General features: G+C 37.4%; 9 protein-coding genes. All 9 read right to left on the reverse strand.

Features of this window, described 5'->3' with window-relative positions:
* Window positions 1-371: 371 nt before the first annotated feature.
* The 9 genes from LC653_RS19850 to LC653_RS19890 all read right to left on the reverse strand — a co-directional run bounded on the left by LC653_RS19850 (window position 372) and on the right by LC653_RS19890 (window position 20587).
* On the reverse strand, window positions 372-1301 hold the full coding sequence (locus LC653_RS19850; protein ID WP_229496410.1) for an oxidoreductase: 930 nt from the start codon (window positions 1299-1301) through the stop codon (window positions 372-374).
* Window positions 1302-1452: 151 nt separating this feature from the next.
* A complete protein-coding gene (locus tag LC653_RS19855) occupies window positions 1453-2817 on the reverse strand; it encodes an MATE family efflux transporter (RefSeq protein ID WP_229496412.1) in 1365 nt (454 codons plus the stop codon).
* Window positions 2818-2821: 4 nt separating this feature from the next.
* A complete protein-coding gene (locus LC653_RS19860) occupies window positions 2822-3847 on the reverse strand; it encodes a ferredoxin family protein (RefSeq protein WP_229496413.1) in 1026 nt (341 codons plus the stop codon).
* Window positions 3848-3923: 76 nt separating this feature from the next.
* On the reverse strand, window positions 3924-4790 hold the full coding sequence (locus tag LC653_RS19865) for an SDR family NAD(P)-dependent oxidoreductase (protein WP_229496415.1): 867 nt from the start codon (window positions 4788-4790) through the stop codon (window positions 3924-3926).
* Between the two features lie 63 nt (window positions 4791-4853).
* Window positions 4854-6230 (reverse strand): cytochrome P450, encoded by a 1377-nt coding sequence (locus LC653_RS19870; RefSeq protein ID WP_229496417.1) that lies wholly within the window; start codon window positions 6228-6230, stop codon window positions 4854-4856.
* On the reverse strand, window positions 6230-10342 hold the full coding sequence (locus LC653_RS19875; RefSeq protein ID WP_229496419.1) for a non-ribosomal peptide synthetase: 4113 nt from the start codon (window positions 10340-10342) through the stop codon (window positions 6230-6232). The genes LC653_RS19870 and LC653_RS19875 overlap by 1 nt, the downstream gene beginning before the upstream one ends.
* 150 nt (window positions 10343-10492) lie before the next feature.
* Entirely contained in the window at window positions 10493-11248 is a 756-nt protein-coding gene (locus LC653_RS19880) for a class I SAM-dependent methyltransferase (RefSeq protein ID WP_229496421.1), read from the reverse strand.
* 44 nt (window positions 11249-11292) lie between these two features.
* The gene (locus LC653_RS19885) at window positions 11293-15912 is read right to left on the reverse strand and encodes a type I polyketide synthase (protein WP_229496423.1); all 4620 of its coding nucleotides are present in this window, start codon (window positions 15910-15912) and stop codon (window positions 11293-11295) included.
* Window positions 15905-20587 (reverse strand): type I polyketide synthase, encoded by a 4683-nt coding sequence (locus LC653_RS19890; RefSeq protein ID WP_229496425.1) that lies wholly within the window; start codon window positions 20585-20587, stop codon window positions 15905-15907. The genes LC653_RS19885 and LC653_RS19890 overlap by 8 nt, the downstream gene beginning before the upstream one ends.
* Between the last annotated feature and the right edge of the window lie 11 nt (window positions 20588-20598).

Here is a 20598-nt window from a genome sequence, read left to right on the forward strand (position 1 = left end):
CAGTTCTTCTTTGGGCAACTGGCTCAAACTTTCTCGGTCTAATTCTTCAGGCTGGCTTTGGTTCATATTTGTGATACTCACCCTCAAGTGTCCTCCTTGTCAATACTCTGCCACCTGAATCCTTACGAAGACGCTTCTAGAATTCGTACTAAACCTTTACCCCAGATTTTTGCTATCGCTCGTAATTTAACTCTGAATTTATATCGAAGTCAAATGTTTGAAAATATGGTACAAGCGAGGGCGTTTATGTTCATTTGGGTTAGACACACTTAAGCAATTTTTTAGAATGAAATAGCCCTGGGACTAATGCCCAGGATAAAAATATGAAGCTGGTAGATTACAAGTTGCTCAGAATCGGATATTGGTTCATCTTACCGTATTCCCAGTCCCATCTCCCCCGAAAAAAATCGCTCTCCTTGTTTAGCAACGCCAGTTTTCTCTGCTACCACTTCATCAAAATCAGTACTCAAAGATACTTCCTTCCAAGCATCCAACTCTTCTTTTATAAATTCCAATGCAGCATTAATAGTTTTTATGGTATCTGCTCCCAGTGCCAATCTAATTGGTGGGTTATCGCTATCAACAGCTTTAATCATTGCCAAAGCTGCTTTTTTTGGATCTCCAAGTGCGTTTAAATCGTGATTCAACATATTCTGGCGTATATTTCCAATTGATATTTCATAGTCTTCAATTTGAGTATCAATTACAACAACAGAACGTTTAATAAAATCTGTACGGAAAGCACCAGGTTCAACAATTGTAACCTTAATGCCGAATGGAGCAACTTCACTTAGCAATGTTCCAGAAATTCCTTCTAGCGCAAGTTTACTACTGTTGTAGAATCCCCAGGCATTAGCAGTGGAAAAGCAACCTATTGATGAAACATTAAGGATGTGTCCGCTGCGTTGTTGTCGCATATAAGGTAACACTACCCGTAGCGTTTCTAAAACACCAAAAAAGTTTGTTTCAAATAGACGACGAACTTCTTCATCGCTGACTTCCTCAATTGTCCCAATAGTGGAAACCCCGGCATTGTTAACAAGTACATCAATACGTCCAAAGTAAGCAATTGCCTGCTTTACTGCTTCCCTTACCTCTTCGGGTTTCCTAACATCAAGTTGCGCCACGATGGCACGACCTGGAAACTTTGAAGCTAAATCTTCAACTTTCTCAGCTTTTCGTGCTGTTAAAACTACTGCTTCACCTTTTTCTAGTACTGCTTCTGCTAAAGCTCGACCAAGACCGCTTGAGCTACCAGTAATAAACCACACCCGTTCTTGAGAAATAGAAGATGTCACCATGAAAACTCTCCATTGAATAATAAAAAGTTGTGAAATAGATGGATTACTGTTACTCAATAATGACAGGTAAATCCAACTTTACTCAGTAAAGTAAGACCTTGAGGCTTCGTATTGAGTATTAATATAATATCAATATAAAATAATAAAAATATCAGGTAAAGTTGAGTTTAGATAAATTATTAAATTCTATAAATGTTAAAACAAAAGTTAATAACATAAATAAAATATCTGCAAATATTGAGCCAATATATATACCTCTTAAACCTATCAATCTTGATAATAAGACCATCATTGGTACGTTGAAAACTATGCTTTTGAAAAATATGGCGAATAATACAATCTTACCTTTACCCATAGATAAAAATAGAGTATTGCTACAATATGCTAAAGGCCATAGCGGTGTTAACATATTGATAATTCTAAAATTTATTATATCATCTTTTGTGAAATTAATCCCTGGCAAAATTATGCCCAAGAATGTACTAGGAGATAATTGTAAAAGCAGCCAAATCGGTAGTAATACGATAGCTCCAATTATTGCAAAAATTAAGTATGCTTTTTTGAGCCTACTATAATTTTTTGAACCATAATTCATACCAATTACAGGTTGTAATGCTTGTGCAAAACCAACGACAGGAATAAAGAGTAATGAAATAACTTTCATTGTTGCTCCCAAAAAAGCAATATCACTATTTTTTCCGTAATAGGAAATTAAATTAAACATTACAACTTCTTGAACCAATATCATAGCTGGATAAAATAGTGCTGATATTCCCACTGAAAAAATTGCAGGTAATAAATCTATTGCGATCGCTAACTTTTTCGGATTAAATGGGATAGAACTTTTACCCGCAAAAAAGTACGCTAAGTTCATAATACTATAAATAACCATTGCAAGAACTGTAGCTAGAGCAATACCTTGGATTCCCCAATGATATACAGTAATAAATATATAATTTAATAAAATGTTAACAGCCACAAATATCAAGTTAAATATTGTAGTAAATCTAACTTGTCCCTCGGAATTTATAACTGTATTACAAGCTTCTCCTAATATCAAAAAGACAGAGCCTAGTATATAAGTCTTAAAATATTTCGTTCCTTCGGAAGCAACTTCACCACTTCCTCCCATGAATGCAATTAATTGTCGATCAAAATTATAGCCAATAATTGTAATAAAAAAAGAGATAACAATACTCATAATTATGAGGTTGCCAAAAACTTTGGACTGAGTTTTAATATCTCCAGAACCAATAACTCGACTGAGAACAGAAGCTGAACCTACCCCAATCAAGCCAGCAAAACCATTTACTACACTTGTAAGTGGTAGTGCAATTGATATACCAGCTAAAGCCGTTTCACCAATGAATCTTCCTGCAAATAAAGCATCGAGAAAAGTGTTTAAACTAAGCATCAATATCCCCAGAATACTGGGTATTGATAATTTAAACATCAATTTAATAAGATTGCCTTGAAGGATTTCATTCGTGATTTGAGATTGTTTTTGTGAAGTCATTTGTTTACTTAACCTTAACCAAATGACTAACACAATACTGCTTCACTGCTTTTAATTCCATTTCTTTGGCTGAGTTCAATGCACTCATCACCTCACTACAAACTTCAATTCTGGCTTCATAGGCACTTGTTTTGCCGCCATCAACAAAATCAATCCGAACTTCTGCCCAGTCAGGATTATGTCCTTGGACAACCTCTTCCATCGCCAGTACTTTGCCTGCTTTCAAATAATCTAACCAACTCCACCCAGACTGCATCCAAATTTCGCGCTCGGCAATTTGCTCAAATTCGCTTAAACCAGTCCATCCTCGGTAGTATTGACGCAAACCAGAAACTGAACCATTTCGCTGCACCAGTAAATCCAATACATCTGCCTCTAAATGTCCCCACAAACATCCTTGAGGTAAATCAATTAGGGTAGGAGCAAACTGATGTCCGCCAAAATGAGTTGTTTGCCAGACTCTTAACTTTCCGTTGGAAGCAGGAGCATATTCTTTACGTAATTGTCGATATATAGGATTCCCAAATCTGCCACAGGCAAGGTCTACTTGAGCATGGGTACAAACCATGAGTTCGCGAATGTCACTTGTTTGTTGTTGATATTGCTGAAATTCTGATAAATCATTGGGTTGTTGCAGCAACTGCTGGAATATTGCCGTTACTAAAGCAGCAGATTTGGTTTCTGGAACAATAAATTCTTGTTTCTCAAACTGAGAAAATAGCTTTGCAGGGCGATAGTAGTACAAGACACGGGTAAAGCCGGGATAAGAATACTCGCGGTCAGGAGCAATTAGTATCGGTTTTAATTTGACCCCATGATTAAAAACTAACTCCTGAAATAAACCCATCAACCCTCTAATAATGGGATTTTTCTCAAATATTTCTTGCGGCCAAGGTTGTGAAATTTCCATTATTAACCAATGATCGCAAGTATCTGCTGTACCAATTGGATCTTCTCCATTAGCTTTAGAAACTAAGGAACAAAAACGACAATCTGCTGTGAGTAATTCATGAGTATGTTGAGTTTGCATATTTTCTATACTCTGCTACAGATGTTTGTTATTGAAAAAGAATGAAAAAGGTGTAAAATACTAATTTTCATGTTTTTCATATATCCTTATAAAGATTGTCATAAAAATACTGGTGCGGTACTAATCTTTTGTACAATGCATACAGCTTCAACTGCCACGGTGATTGCACAACAAAATATTCTCTTTTGGGTTTCGGAGCTTGGAGAGCCTGCAATATTACTGCTGTAACTTTTTCAACTGGTAAACCTCCACTGCGATTTCCTTTTGCGGAATCTTCCATACATATTCTGAAATTCTTGCCATATATAGCTTTCATTTCAGTTGACATATTTCCTAAAACTTTCTGGCAATTAGCTTCTACTTTGTCAGCCTGTTCTGGGGTGATTATTCCCCCTGGTAATATGGATAGTACTTCAATTCCACTGGAACGTAATTCTATTCGCAAAGTATCTGTAATTGCCTCAAGTGCAATTTTGGAAGTAGATAAAAGCCCTCTATATGGTATGGCAAATCTACCACAAATTGCACTAATATTAATTATTCTACCTTTCACTTGTCGGAGCATTGGTAAAAAAGCTTGTGTGACTGCAATTTGACCGATAACATTTACTTCAAAATTCCATCTTATATCGTCTATTGGAATACATTCTAATGGCCCATCTACCCCAGCATATGCATTATTAATTAATGCGAATAATCCTTCATTACCGAGCGCCAATGAGACAAATTCTGAAGCTGATTTGATTTCTTGGGCTTTTGTGATGTCTATGATAATGGGTGTTAAATTTCCAGATGCAGCCTGCTTTAGGGATTCACCATCTTGTTCTGTGCGGATTCCCGCAAAAACTCGATATCCTTGCTTGTCTAGTAAAAGCGCGGTTGCTCGACCGAGACCTGTGGATGCTCCAGTTATAACGACAGCACCTTTATTATTCTTTGTCATACCTACTTCCTCGATAATGAAATATATTTTTAGCTTGAAAAAAATGGGTTATAAATCTGATGGCTAAAATAAGCCAGAAACAAGTGGTTGTAGCTGTCCTTTATTTTGACGCACACCGCGCACGACCATTTTCACGCCGCTAGCAGGGTAACAAATCAAACCTCCAAATTTGGGACGTTCTGGACGCTGACTGACTAGCTCTAACTCGTAACGTGAAAGAATGGTTGCTAATATCAGTTTCATTTCAAATAGGGCAAAAGTTCCGCCAATACACACACGAGAACCACCACCAAATGGCAGAAATTCGTAGGGAGAATATTGTTTTTCTAAAAAGCGCTCTGGCTGAAATTCTTTTGGTTGTGAATATAAATCTTCACGCTGATGTGTCGAATAAATATTAGCAAGCAGTATTGTTCCGGGGTTCAACTCGTAGCCCATCACCTTGACTGGAGACTCTACCAATCTAGGAAATGCAAATAACTGAGTTGGGTAAATTCGCAAAGCTTCATTACAAACAGCACTTAAGTATGGTAAGGCGAAAATGCTCATGGGGTCTGGGTTTTCACCAAGACTGTCGAGTTCTGATAGTAGGCGCGATCGCACAGCAGGTAAACGATGAATCCAATACAAAGACCAAGCGATCGCAGTTCCAGAAGCATCACCAGCTGCAAATATAGGAGATAATAACAGATCCCGTACTTCTTCATTGCTTAATGGTTGACCCGTTTCATCTTCAGCAAAGATCAGATCGCTAATCATATCAGCGCGTGAAAAATCTGCTTGCTTACGACGTTCTTCAACCTCAGTCAATAGCAATTGAAAAAGCTCTTGTCGAAGGTAGAGGAGATATCCTTGTGGACTCCATCGACCTAAATCTCTTTCTCCAAAAATATTCCTCAGAATCTTATCTATTGGTGATTGTCCATATCTCAGAATAGAAATAAACAAATGCTTGATTTTATCAGAAAGCTTTCCTTCAGTTAAACCCATTACAACTTCTATACCCACTCGTAAGGTAATATCTTCAATTGTTGGGTATGCAACAAAAGGCTTTCCAAATGTCTGTTTACTAATAATCTTTTCTGTGAGTTCGCAGATACGTCGCCCACAGGCTTGCATCCGCGCTCCATGAAAAGTTTGCATTAACAATTTGCGTCGATTTTTGTGAATTAAACCATCAAGTTGGAGAACTCCTTGATTTCCTGTCAACAAGGCGAAACCCAGGTTCAATTCGCCCCTAGCTGTAATTTCTTTAGTGTTGTTGAAAATCTCCTTTATTCCTGAAGGATTACTGACATAAATTGTTGGTGTAGAACCAAACATTAGAGTAACTATATCACCATAACATTTGGAAATAGCATCCATATAGCCAAAGGGATTGGTCTCGAATTGCAGAGCTATTAACCAAGAAGGAGTTTTTGGTCCTGGGGGTAGTTTCATCAGCTTCTTTTACTCGCATTATTTAGAACACATACAGCATTATCGATACAATTTCTGAGATGTTTAGCTAATTCTTGAATATGAGGTTCAACGAAAATAGAGAAATGATCCCCAGGAACTTCAATAACTTGAATAGGTTGACTAGAACATTTACCCCAACCTAATAAGGGGTCATTACTATACCATTCTGGATTGTCAAAGTCATGAATTATTTCTTGGTTAGCTCTAAATAAAGTTATGGACTGAGGATAAACTTGAGGCACATAATTCCGCATAGCTTTAACATGCGCTTTAAAAAGTTGGTAATGACGGAGGAAATCTTCAATTTCTGCATCACTAAAGATGAAATTTACCTTTTCATTAATTAAATTAAGTTGCTCAGTTAATGGCAAATCTCGAAGTTCTTCAAAAGGGACTGAAAAATCTATATTATTATCAGTTTTTATTGATTCAGCTATGCGAAGTAAAAATTTTGCATCGTCATCGTCTGTCGATTCAATGGGTGTTTCTGATAATATGGCATCGATAACAACCAATAAACCTACTGTTTGTCCCTGTTTTTGTAATTGTTGCGCTATTTCAAAGGCTAGTACACCGCCGTAACAATGACCACCTAAAAGATAAGGGCCATTTGGCTGTACTTTACGGATTTCTTGCAGGTAGCGAGTCGCTGTTTCTTCTACGGAAATGACTTCTGGTTTATCTTGTTCTAGAGTATCTTCCAAAGCATAAAGTGGATAATCTTCACCAAGCCTCTTGGATAAATTAAAGTATGGGCTAATATTTCCACCAGCACCATGTATACAGAAGAAAGGTATTTTGTCACCAGAAGAGTTAATTGCTACTAGATGAGAATTAGCAGTCTGACGGAATGGCTGACTAACAATAGTCGCTAGTTTTTCAATCGTGGGATTTTCAAAAAGAGTAGACAGGGGAAGATTATGCCCAAATTTGTCTTGAATCTGAGCCATCAAGCGGACAGCCAAAAATGAATGGCCACCCAAGTCAAAAAAGTTGTCTATCACCCCGACAGGGCTAGTATTGAGAAGGTTTTCCCAAAGTTTTACTAAAACTAATTCCGTAAAATTTCTGGGATTAACAAATGATTTATTAGTATTGTATTGTGTAATTTCATTATTTTGTAGCGCAAGTTTGTCTACTTTACCATTAGGTGTAAGTGCAAGTTTACTCAGTACAACAAAAGTAGACGGTAGCATATAGTTAGGCAACTTTTGCTGCAATTCTGGCAACAATTGTGTAGCTATATCCTGTTTATCTGTCACCAAATATGCAATCAAACGCTGATTTTCTTGAGCATCGTTACTGGCAATTACAACCGATTGTTGTACGTCTGGATGTTGTGTAATAACAGTCGCAACTTCACCTAATTCTACTCGAAAGCCTCTGATTTTTACTTGTTCATCATCTCGACCTAAATATTCTAGATTACCATCTTTGATATATCGGACTAAATCGCCAGTTTTGTAAAGTTGATTTCCTGGAATAAAGGGGTTATTAATAAATCTTTTTTCAGTTAATTCTGAACGATGTAAATAACCTTTTGCTAATCCGTCACCACCAATATAAAGTTCACCAACAACTCCTATCGGTGTTAGTTGTAAATCACGATTCAGCACATAAACTTGGGTATTGTCAATCGGACGACCAATGGGTACACTATTTGCTTGCTCTTGCAATAAAGTGGTGTCGTAGTAAGTGGCGTTGGCGGAAACTTCCGATGAGCCGTAAAGATTGATGAGTTTTGCAAATGGTATCAATTCTTGGAAAGTTTTAACTAACTTAACAGAAAGTGCTTCTCCGCTAGTTATCCAGACTTTTAGCTGTGATAACTTCTTGGCTAGATGGCTGTAATTATCAAGAAGCAAGCGTAGTAATGAAGGTACAAGTATGATCCGAGTAACTTTGTAATGCGCTAGAGTTTCTATAAATAATTGTGGGTCTAGTACAGTTGCATTGCTAATAATTACTGTAGGAGTTCCTTGAAGTAAAGGAGCAAAAATTTCCCATACAGAATCTACAAAACTAATGGCTGTTTTCTGACAACAAACTTCTCCTTCAGTAAAAGGATAGGTTTTCCATAACCAGTGTAAGCCGTTGATTGTACCGCGATGAGTGCCAAGAACACCTTTAGGTATTCCAGTTGAACCAGAAGTGTAGATAATATAGGCGAAATTATCAGATGAAGAGATGTTAATAGGATTTTCCAAACTTTCTTGAGTAATTTCGTCTTTGTGGATATCTAAACAAACGATTTTACTCGAAGACAATGATAGTTTTCCTAATATCTCTTGGTTGCTAATTAACAGCAATGCTTGAGAATCAGAGAGCATAAAATTCAGACGCTCTACTGGATAACTTGGGTCAAGAGGAATATATGCACCGCCAGTTTTCAGAATAGCTATAATTCCTACTACCATATCTATGGAGCGTTCTAGACATAGAGCAACCAGAGCTTCTTTTGCTACACCCTGTTTTTGTAAATAATGTGCAAGTTGATTAATTCTATGGTTAAGTTGACGATAAGTTAATTCCTCGGACTCGCTAATTAGTGCTAAAGAATCAGGTGTTAGTTCAACTTGCTGTTCAAATAATTGATGTAGAGACGCATCTTGGGGATAATCTGCACGAGTTTGATTAAACTTAAATAATAGTTGCTCTTGCTCAGAAGCAGTTAGTAGAGACAATTCCCTGAGATGCTGCTCTGGATTTACAACGATATTTTCCAACAGGGTCTCAAAGTTGTTGATAAATTGGGTAATTGTTGTTGAATCAAAAATATCCGTATTATACTCCAAACATCCTGTTAATCCCTCTTCGGATTCAGACATAGATAGGAAAATATCTAGTTGAGCAGTACCGCTGTCAAAGTCTAAAGTACGCAAGGTTAATCCAGACACTTCTTCCACAGACGTTGGAGTATTTTGCAGGACAAACATAACCTCATAAAGTGGATTTCGACTTAAGTCGCGTTCGGGTTGTAATTCTTCTACAAGCATCTCAAAAGGCAAATCCTGATGTGCATAAGCATTGAGAGTTACCTCACGCACTCGATGTAAAAGTTCGCGGAAACTGGGATTACCACTGAGGTTATTACGTAACACCAAAGTATTAACAAATAAACCTAACATCCCTTCTAATTCTGCACGGTTGCGGTTGGCAATTGGAGAACCAATTAAGATGTCTTCTTGGTCTGTGTAACGATATAATAATATGTTAAATGCTGCCAGCAAACTCATAAATAAAGTGGTGTCTGCTTGCTGGCTTAATTGTCTGAGTGCATTAGTTAAAACTGTGGAGAATGTAAAGTATTGTTTAGCACCAGTGAAAGTAGTAACGCTAGGTCGTGGACGGTTTGTGGGTAATTGGAGTACAGGTAACTCACCCTTGAGTTGTTGCTTCCAATAATTTAATTGGGTTCTGAGGAATTCGCCTTGAATGCGATCGCGCTGCCAAATGGTAAAATCTGCATACTGAATGGGGAGTTCAGGTAAGGGAGAGGGCTGATTTGTAGAAAAAGCAGCGTATAGCGTTGACAACTCCCGCAGGAACACACCACAAGACCATCCATCGGTGATAATGTGGTGCATGGTAACAAGCAAAACGTGTTCTCCTTCACTCAAGCGCAGTAAAGTTGCTCTGACTAAAAGACATGAAGCTAAATTAAAAGGTTTTTTTGCTGACTGTGCTGCAAGTTGTTTGACCTCTGATTCCCAATCTTTACCAGACAAATGCTCAAGATCAATCATGGGTAAATCCCAAGTTAATTCTGGTATAATATTCTGCACTGGCTCTCCATTGACAAGCGTAAAATTTGTCCGCCAAACTTCGTGACGCTTGAGGATTTCATTCAAACTTTGCTCAATAGCTGTGACATTGAGTTGGCCTTTGATATGAAAAGCGGTAGGAATATTGTAGAAAGAACTCCCGTGATAAAGTTGGTCAATAAACCATAATCTTTGTTGGGAGAAAGATAAAGGAATAGTCTCAGAAACTTGACGTTTGGGAATGGTGTCAGCTTGAAACTTTCCTCCTTTCCATTTTTCTAGAAGGGCTTTTTTGGCGGGTGATAAATTAGAGTATTTTTGATCCATGATTTGCACCTATATCCATACTAAACCTTTCGCATTAGATTGTGTATGAGCTATATAAAAATCCAATTCATAACAATCTAATTTTAGATATGCGTAAATCTATTATTTCTTGGAAGGGATATATCCCATCTCTACATTTACAATTGCGTGTTATATTCCTTTCTTTCGACAAACAAAGCAAGTCATACTATTATCGTCAGCGCCAAAATCTTTGAGATTGTAGTAACTAATATCTGTAAAACCCGCTTTTTCTAGACCAAATTGCACTTCTGCTAAAAAGAAATCTCTTCTTAACCAAGTAGTATCTGAACGTTTCCAAATATTTTCTATTAACTCAAATCCAGTAACCTTAATTTCCCAAATCCTTTCTTCTGGTTTATAGTGGAATATTTCAATCAGTGCACATTCGTCATTAACATTAACATGGTTGAAAATTGGTGGAGCAATTTCATGGAACCAATCTGTTATTGGTATAGTAAATACAAATAATCCATTATCTCGCAGTGCTGCATAGACGTTTTGGAAAACAGATGTTAATTCTTCAGCGTTTAAAATAAATAGTAGAACAATATGCGATAAAACGGCATCAAAAGTAGCTGGTAGTTCAAATTGACGTATATCATTAAGGATAAATTTACTCTTAGGTGCGTTGATTCTGGCATAACGCAACAGTTCCTTAGAAGCATCAAGTCCAGTCATTTGATACCCTTTAAGATGAAGCTGTTGTACTAATTTTCCTGAACCACAACCAAGGTCGAGAATATGTGCTTCCTTAGGAATATGTTGTAGCATTAAGTTTTCTAAAATAGGTATTATACCTGCTACTATTTCTTCATCTGTACTCTTTAATTCGTTCTGCATCCGAGCAAAAGCTTCATAATCTGGAATAGGACTGAGTAGAGACATAAACTATTTTTCCTGTTTGCAAATAAAAGTTGAAAATTGAATAATTATTGTGGAAGATTAGCTAAAAAAGATTCTACCTCTTTGTCGGATAACTCTTCAATTTTTTCTAACATAAGTTGCTCAATCATTTCTGCTTGTTTAGCTGGTATCATTGCTTCTAATAAAAGGTCGCGTAGTGGTAAATCTACAGGAAATTTTGCTCGCAATCGAGAAACTAGTTGGGTTGCAATGATGGAATCTCCTCCTAACTCATAGAAGTTATCGTAAATACCAACTTCTGCAATTCCAAGTACCTCTTGCCATATTTGGGTAATTTGTTTTTCCAACTCATTTGTTGGAGCAATATAGGAATTACTCAGATTAGGTCTGGAGTAGTGTGAGGATGAGTCTACTTGAGAGGAAGATTTTAAATCTGGTAAAGAGTCGAGATTAAATGTGCGCTCCCACCTAGCTTTTATATCTATCGTAGAAACAACAAACTGAGTTCCTTTATCTAGAGATAATATTCGTTTAAATACTTCTACAATTTCTGTTGGAGTAATGGCTAATTCCACCCCAAATGCTTGTTCAAGTGTTTTTTTATCTTGAGTCGTATTGAGTTGTATTTTGTCCCAATTTACAACGTACCACGGTAAAGAATTATTTCGGTTATGTCGGTTAGTAAAGGCATCTATGAAATGATTAGCTGCCGAATATAAACCTAAACCAAATCCTCCTAAAATGGAAGATAAAGAAGAGAATACAACACAGAAATCTAATTTTCTATTTTTTAAGACTTGTTCTAATACAGTAATTTGGCGATGTTGAGAGTCAAATAAATTTCCTAATTCTATCTTACCAATTTCTGGAATTGAACTAAATATATTTTCACGCTTTATTCCAGTCGAATAAATAACCCCATGAATTTGACCAATATTCTCAGGTGCAAGACTATCCTGCATTTGTTCATAGTTGGTTTTATTTGCCCCCAAGACCAAAATTTCTGCACCCAACTCAGCCAATGCTTGTAGTTTTTGGATTTTGCGGCTCATCTCATCTTCTGGCGTGTGAGTTTCCAGCCATCGTAAATATTCATCTTTTTCTGGAAAAGCAGAATCCTCGATAAATATGAGTTTGGCTTGTAGAGATTTTGCTAAATATTCTGCAAGTACAACTTCAATCGTTTCTAATCCACCAGGAAAAAGGTAAACACCCTGTTTCTTCAACGGTATTTTTTCTTCAACTATTGACTCTAAGCAAACTGGCTCAAATGTTTGTACCCAACGATAGGAACCACGATAAGCAACAACTAAATCTGAAGATACATTTGTTAACTCACTTAAAAGTTGATTAATAATACTTTTATCATTTTCTTCTTCTCCATCTTGTTGATTTTTGAAGGCAATATCAATACACTTACAGCTAATATTAGGATATTCTTGAGGAATAACTTTACACAAACCTAATATTGTTGCCTTTTCTGGGTCTAGTTTTTCATTCCCATTTACTTGTTGAATGTTGTTTGATATGACATAAAGTTGTAAGCGATCGCTAATCTTTAATTTACTAAGACTTTGCATTAAAAACAACAAACTATTAAATTCCAAATAATCCTCTTTTTGCCGATTTTCAAGATTATTGACGCTCCATAAATAGGCAATTTTTTGAGGAATTTTTCCTAATAATATTAATTCTTTAAACAGAGTATTATAATCTTCATTTATATATGGATTAATTGTATAAAAAACCTGACTTATTTTCCTAAAGCTGTCTCCCTGCTTAACCAAAATAAAATTTTTGCCTTGATTATTGAATGCATTAATTAATTGATCACCAATATCACAATCATCAACAAAAAACAGCCATTGTTCCTGTGTAGTTTTTATTTTATAAGAGTATAAATGAGGCAGCAAAGAGCGTTTCCATGAAGGAATATAGAACCAGTTGGCAATATCTTGTTTCTGATCTAATATTGCTAACTGGCTACTTAAAGAAGGTGATGAAGATTTAACATCAATCCAGTATCTTTGTCGCTCAAAGGGGTAAGTGGGCAAAGGTAGACGATGACGCCGTTCGTGAGTATAAAATTTTGACCAATCTATTTCTACACCAGAAAGCCATAACCTACCTAATGTTTGCAATAACCAAGAAACATCAGATTTTTCTTCTTTGACATGGTGTAATGAACTCACTACTTGCTGTTTAGCATTTTTATCTAAATGCTGTGTCGTTAATGTGCTTAAAGTTCGTCCTGGCCCCACCTCTATAAAAACACCTTCAAACTGCTTTAACAGTAGAGATATACCATCAGAAAATCTCACAGGTTGTCGTAGATGTTGGCTCCAATAACTGGGATTTGTAGCTTGTTCATTGGTAATCCAACTACCAGTTACATTGGAAATAAAGCGTATACGAGGTGGGCTGAACTTCACTTTTTTGAAAGCTTGGATAAATTCTTCTAATACTGGTTCCATCATCGCAGAATGAAACGCATGAGATGTATGCAACAGCCGACATTCAATTCCTTGAGAAGATAGTTGATTTTGTAGGACAGCAATTGCTTCGTTTGTTCCAGAAACAACACAGGAAGATGGGCTGTTAATCGCTGCTATTTGGAGATAATCTTTATCCAATGTTTGTGATTTTAACAACAATTGTACATCTTTTTCTGCAAGTGGAATTGCCAGCATACTTCCTGAAGATAACTGTTGCATTAGTTGTCCCCTTTTTGCGACAATTTCTAACGCATCTTCTAAAGAAAATACACCTGCAATGGTTGCGGCAACATATTCCCCAATGCTATGACCAATCATCGCCGCAGGTAAGACACCCCAAGACATGAATAACTGAGCTAGGGCGTACTCAATGACAAATAATGCTGGTTGGGTGAGCGCTGTTTGTTGTAGTTGTTGGGTAGCTGCTTCAATTTGTTCTTGCTGTGGAAAGAGTATATGACGGATATCAAGATTGAGTTGGGGTTGCAAAATAAGAGCGCAAGTATCTATATATCTTCTAAATGTTGGTTCGGTTTTGTATAATTCCCTTGCCATGTTTGCATATTGCCCCCCTTGTCCAGAAAACATGAAGATGACCGGACAATGACCTGGCTGACGGTGATAAGTAAAAATACGTTGTGAATCGAAAGAAGCCAGTGTTTTTAGTGCATCGTCTAGACCTTGGCAAACTAGTATGCGGCGATAGTCAAAACCCCGACGACCCACTTGTAAGGTGTAAGAGACATCAGTTAGGTTAATGTCAGGATTTTGCTCCAAGTAAGTACATAATTGGGCTGTAGCAGTTTTTAGAGCCGTGCTGGTTTTGGCTGAAAGCAGTAACAATTGCCAAGGACGCGAGGGACTAGAAGCTTCAATTACTGGAGCTTCCTCCAAAATAAGATGGGCATTAGTTCCGCCAATGCCAAAAGAGCTTACACCTGCTCTGCGAGGTATAGCATTGGTTTGCCACTCTGATAATTTCGTGTTGACGTAAAAGGGACTATTGGCAAAGTCTATCTCCGGGTTGGGTTTTTCAAAATGCAAACTCGGAGGTATTTGTTTATATTTTAATGCTAGGACTGTTTTTATTAGTCCTGTCACACCCGCTGCTGTATTCAAATGCCCAACATTGCTTTTTACTGATGCGATCGCACAAAATCCCTTTTCTTTGCTGCGTGCAAATACTTTTTTTAAGGCACTAATTTCAATCGGATCTCCCAATTGCGTACCAGTTCCATGAGTTTCGATGTAAGTGATTGTTTCAGGAGTAACCCCAGCGATCGCCTGAGCTTCAGCAATCACTTCAGCTTGACCAGCCACACTTGGAGCTGTGTAACCGACCTTAGCAGCACCATCGTTATTAATAGCTGAACCTTTGATTACTGCGTAAATATAGTCACCTTCTGCCAAAGCATCTTCTAATCTTTTGAGAACAACAAGACCGACTCCATCCCCGAAAATAGTTCCTTGGGAACTAGCATCAAAGGCTCGACAGTGACCATCAGGAGAAGTGATACCCCCTTCTTGATAAAAATAACCTTCTTTTTGCAGAGATTCAATACAAATACCACCAGCTAAAGCCATGTCGCACTCGTAATTTAGCAATCCTTGACACGCTGAGTGAACGGCTACCAATGATGTCGAGCAAGAAGTCTGAATATTGATGCTTGGTCCTTTAAGGTTCAATTTATATGAAACTCGTGTAGCGGCGAAATCCTGACTGTTGCCATATATAATCGGAAGACCAATAGATTCAATTAGGTCAGGATGGGAACTTAAATTTCTTAGAAAGTAAGAACTCATATTGGTTCCCACATAAACACCGGTCAAGCCTTTGCCTGAAGCAGGTTCATAACCAGCATTTTCCAATGCTTCCCAAGCACATTCGATAAGAATACGATGCTGAGGATCTATAATTTCAGCTTCCCTTGGCGATAAATCAAAAAAGGAAGCGTCAAACATCTCAATATCTGACAGAATAGCACCAGCTTTTACATACTGAGGGTTACTCAGCCATGTTGGATCTATGCCATTCGCCTCTAATTCCTCATCACTAAAAAAAGAAATTGACTCTCGTCCCTCGCACAAATTTTTCCAAAATTCATCAACATTTTTGGCTCCTGGAAAACGACCAACTACACCGATGACAGCTATGCCTTTAGTAGAATCGTCTATTTGTTGATTAGACATCTATTTTTCTCCTTTGCTTCATTAATTGTCGCTTTTCCTGCATAGCTGCTTCTTTTCTGCTAGCACGGTCATCAGCTTGTTGAAATATCGTTTCTTCAATCTGCTTTCCACCGATATATTCAGCTAAAGTACTTACTGTCGAATATTCAAATAAATCAGCAATTGATAAGTTTTTATTTAATATTTTTTTGATTTTACTGCGAACCTGAATTATTAATAGAGAATCTCCTCCTAATTCAAAAAAATTATCATGAAGACCTACATTTTTTATTCCCAGAATCTCTTGCCAAATATTGGCGATTTCTTGTTCAATTTCATTGCTAGGAACAACGTAAGGATTCTGCAAATCCGGTCTAGAATATAGTAAAAAATTGTTTTGCTGGCTCTCTGCTTGTTGTTGCAATGATTCGAGCTTAACCCATTGCTTAATTCTAGCTTGAAGTTCTCCAGTGGAAACAACTATGTGATTAAGTACAGCGTAATTTAAAATTCTTTCAAAAGCTTTGACTCCTTCTTCCGACTTAATAGCCAATTCAGTCAAATTTGCACCTAAATCTGTATTTTGTTCATTTTCATTTATGTTTTCAATTTGCCAGCCATCCCAACTTATGCTACTCCATGAAGCCGGATAATTTCGATTATGTTGCTCTACAAAAGCATCCATGAAGATATTCGCTGCTGAGTAGGCAACAAATCCTAATCCTCCTAACACCGACGATAATGAAGATAGTAATAAACAAAAATCAAGCTCTCTATTTTCCAAGACCTTTTCTAAGGCTAAAAGTCCATATACTTTTGGTTGAAATTGGTGTTCACAATCAGCATGGCTGATATTTTCAATTGCTTCAAAAGATTTGCCTTGAACAATCCCAGCAGCATGAATAACACCATTTATTTGACCAAATTGCTGTTGAGCTTGAACAATAGCACTTTGCATTTGTTGTGTGTTGCTCACATCAGCACTCACCACTAAAACTTCTGCACCTAAATGTTCTAGTTCCTGAACTTTGCGAATTTTATGACTAGTGTTATCAGTTTCATCATGAGTATTGAGCCATTGTTCCCATTCGTCTTTTTTAGGTAAAGCAGAACGTCCTATCAACAGTAGCTTTGCTTGTACAGTTCGAGCCAAGTATTCTGCCAAAACAAGTCCAATACCACCGAGTCCACCTGTAATTAAATAGACTCCTTTTTCTCTGAGTCGAGGATTTTCAATTTTAGTTTTCTCAAGGCGCACTGGCTCAAAAGTTTGCACCCAACGATTCAAACCTCGATAAGCAATGAGTTTTTCAGAATCAGGAACTTTAAATTCTGCCAGCAATTGTTCTAGAAGTTTTTCTTCTTGCCAACTTCCACTTTCTGGAAGTATAACATCAATACTCCGACAGTTTATATTTGAATATTCTTGAGATATAACTTTAATTGGACCAAGTAAAGTGGCTTTCTCCGGAGAAAGCACTTCATTTCCTGTTACTGACTGTAGGTCGTTAGAAATAACTGTGATTTCAAAATTATCAGTAGTGTCTTGTATTCCCAGAGCTTGGGCAAGAAATAAAAGACTATAAAATCCTGTTGTTTGAGCTTGATTAACTTTTTCAATTTCTAATTTTTGGTTAGTAGTCGGTGTGACATTCCATAAATGTATAATTTTTTTTTGTATTTTTTTTTGTTTGAATATTTCCTCTATTAGAACCTCATAATCATGATTTTTTTGGGGATTTATAGTATATTCAAATTCACTTTTTATAGTAAAAAGTTCACCAATTTTTACAGTAATTACATCCTGGTTTTGTTTCTCTAATTCGCTTACTAATTTGATACCCAAGCCACATTCATCCACAAACACCAAAATGCTGGATTTTTGAGATACTGATTCTTGATGTTGGAGTTGTAGTGGAGCTAAAGAAGGCTTCCAAAAAGGAATATAAAACCAGTCAGCTATATCAGCTTTTTTACTGAGTGATACTGGAGTGCGACCGCCATTTTGTCCTTGTCCTGACTTTTGAGGCTCAATCCAATATCTTTGTCGTTCAAAAGGGTAAGTGGGTAAAGGTAGACGATGACGGAATTCGTGAGTATAAAATTCTGACCAATCGATATCTATACCAGAAAGCCACAACCGACCTAATGTTTGCAACAACAAGTTACTATCCGATACTTGTTCTTTAACATGGCGTAAAGAAGTCAGCGCTACCTGTTTAGCACTTCTATCTAAATGCTGTTTTGTGAATGTGCTTAAACTATGTCCTGGCCCAACCTCCAGAAAAACTCCTTCAAACTGCTGTATTAATTGGCATATACCATCTGAAAATCTCACAGTTTGTCGTAAATGTTGCCCCCAATAACTGGGATTTGTGGCTTGTTCATTGGTAATCCAACTACCAGTTACATTGGAAATAAAGCGTATCCGAGGCGGATTTAGTTGAAATTTACTTACCCACTGCACAAACTCCTCTAATATTGGTGACATCATCACAGAATGGAACGCATGAGATGTATGCAACAGACGACATTCAACTTCTTGAGAGGATAATTGTTTTTGTAGTCTGGCAACTGCCTCGTTTGTTCCAGAAACAACACATGAAGATGGGCTATTAACAACTGCTAGTTCTAGAGAATCTTTATACAATGCCTCTGTTTCTAAGAGTAAGTGTAGGTCTTTTTCTGGAAGTTTAATCGCCAGCATACTTCCTGTGGATAATTGTTGCATCAGTAGTCCTCTTTTGGCCACAATTGCTAGGGCATCTTCTAAAGAAAATACACCTGCGATCGCTGCTGCAATATATTCCCCGATACTGTGACCAATCATTGCTTCTGGACGTATCCCCCATTCTATGAATAATTGAGCGAGGGCATATTCAATGACAAATAATGCACTTTGGGTAAAAGCTGTTTGTTGTAGTTGAAAAGAAGCACTTTCAATATCTTGTTCCCTAGGATAAAGTAGGCGACGAATATCAACACCAAGGTAAGGTTGCAATATAACAGCGCAATTATCTATATGTTGTTTAAATGTTGCTTCCCTTTCGTATAATTCCTTTGCCATATTTACATATTGCGCCCCTTGTCCTGAAAACATGAAGATGACTGGACAGTGACTAGGCTTGTAGTAGTTAGTAAAAACACGTTGTGGGTCGAGGTCAGCTAGCGCTTTAACTGCGTCTTCAAGATCACTACAAAGGACTATGCGGCGATGATTAAAAGCTTGACGACCCACTTGTAGGGTGTATGCAACATCAGGTAGGTTAATCTCAGAATTTTGCTGCAAATGGGCACTCAGTTGTGCTGTTGCAGTTTCTAAAGCCGTGCTGGTTTTGGCTGAAAGAACTAACAATTGCCAAGGACGCGAGGGACTCGAAGCCAGAATTACTGGAGCTTCTTCTAAAATCACATGGGCATTAGTCCCACCAATGCCAAAAGAACTTACACCTGCTCTCTTGGGTGTACCATTAGTTTGCCACTCTGATAATTTGGTGTTGACGTAAAACGGGCTATTAGCAAAATCTATTTGTGGATTGGGCTGCCTAAAGTGCAAGCTAGGAGGTATTTGTTGATGTTTTAATGCCAGGACTGTTTTAATTAATCCTGTCACACCTGCTGCTGTATCCAAATGTCCAATATTAGTCTTAACTGAACCAATAGCACAAAAACCTTTTTTATTTGTGCTAGCACGAAAAGCTTGTGTGAGAGCCTTAATTTCAATCGGGTCTCCTAAGATGGTTCCTGTACCGTGGGCTTCTACATAAGTAATAGTCTCAGGCTCGACTCCAGCCAAGGCTAAAGCTTCTAAAATTACTTCCCTTTGACCATCAACACTAGGGGCTGTATATCCAACCTTTAAAGAACCATCATTATTAACAGATGAACCCTTGATTACTGCATGAATAAAATCACCATCGGCAATAGCATCTTCTAATCTTTTCAAGACTACTACACCTAAACCATTGCCACCATTAGTTCCTTTGGCTTGAGCATCAAAAGCTCGGCAATGACCATCAGGAGATTGAATTCCTCCTTGCTGATATTGATAACCAGTTTTTTGCAAGACTCCAACGGCAACACCCCCTGCTAAAACAATATCACTTTCACCATTGAGTAAACTTTGGCAAGCTAAATGCACGGCAACTAATGATGTAGAGCAAGCAGTTTGAACGTTGATACTTGGCCCTTTCAAGTTCAATTTGTAAGAAACTTGCGTGGGTAAAAAGTCTTTGTCATTTCCAATCAAAATTTGGTGGCTGTCTACCGATTCCATCAAATCACGATTGGAATATAAGTTTGAAAGTAGGTATGTACTTGCAGCTACACCGGCGAAAACACCTATTTGACCGCTATAAGTTTCCGAGTTATAGCCAGCATTTTCTAAAGCTTCCCAAACACATTCTAGAAAAAGCCGATGCTGTGGATCTGTAATCTCAGCTTCTCTGGGAGAAAAGCCAAAAAATGAAGCATCAAATAAATCTATATTTTCTAATATACCGCTTGCTTTAACGTAATTTGGCTCGTTAAGCAATGACGGATCTACCCCAGTAGATATTAGTTCCTCATCTGTAAAAAAAGAAATTGACTCTACACCATCCCGCAAATTTTCCCAAAAGCTATCAACTTTATTTGCTCCAGGAAAACGACCCGCCATACCAATAATAGCAATTTCGTCTTTATTTGCTATATCCATAAGTAAAAGCC

The sequence above is a fragment of the Nostoc mirabile CHAB5784 genome, assembly GCF_020829645.1.
GTDB lineage: Bacteria > Cyanobacteriota > Cyanobacteriia > Cyanobacteriales > Nostocaceae > Nostoc > Nostoc mirabile.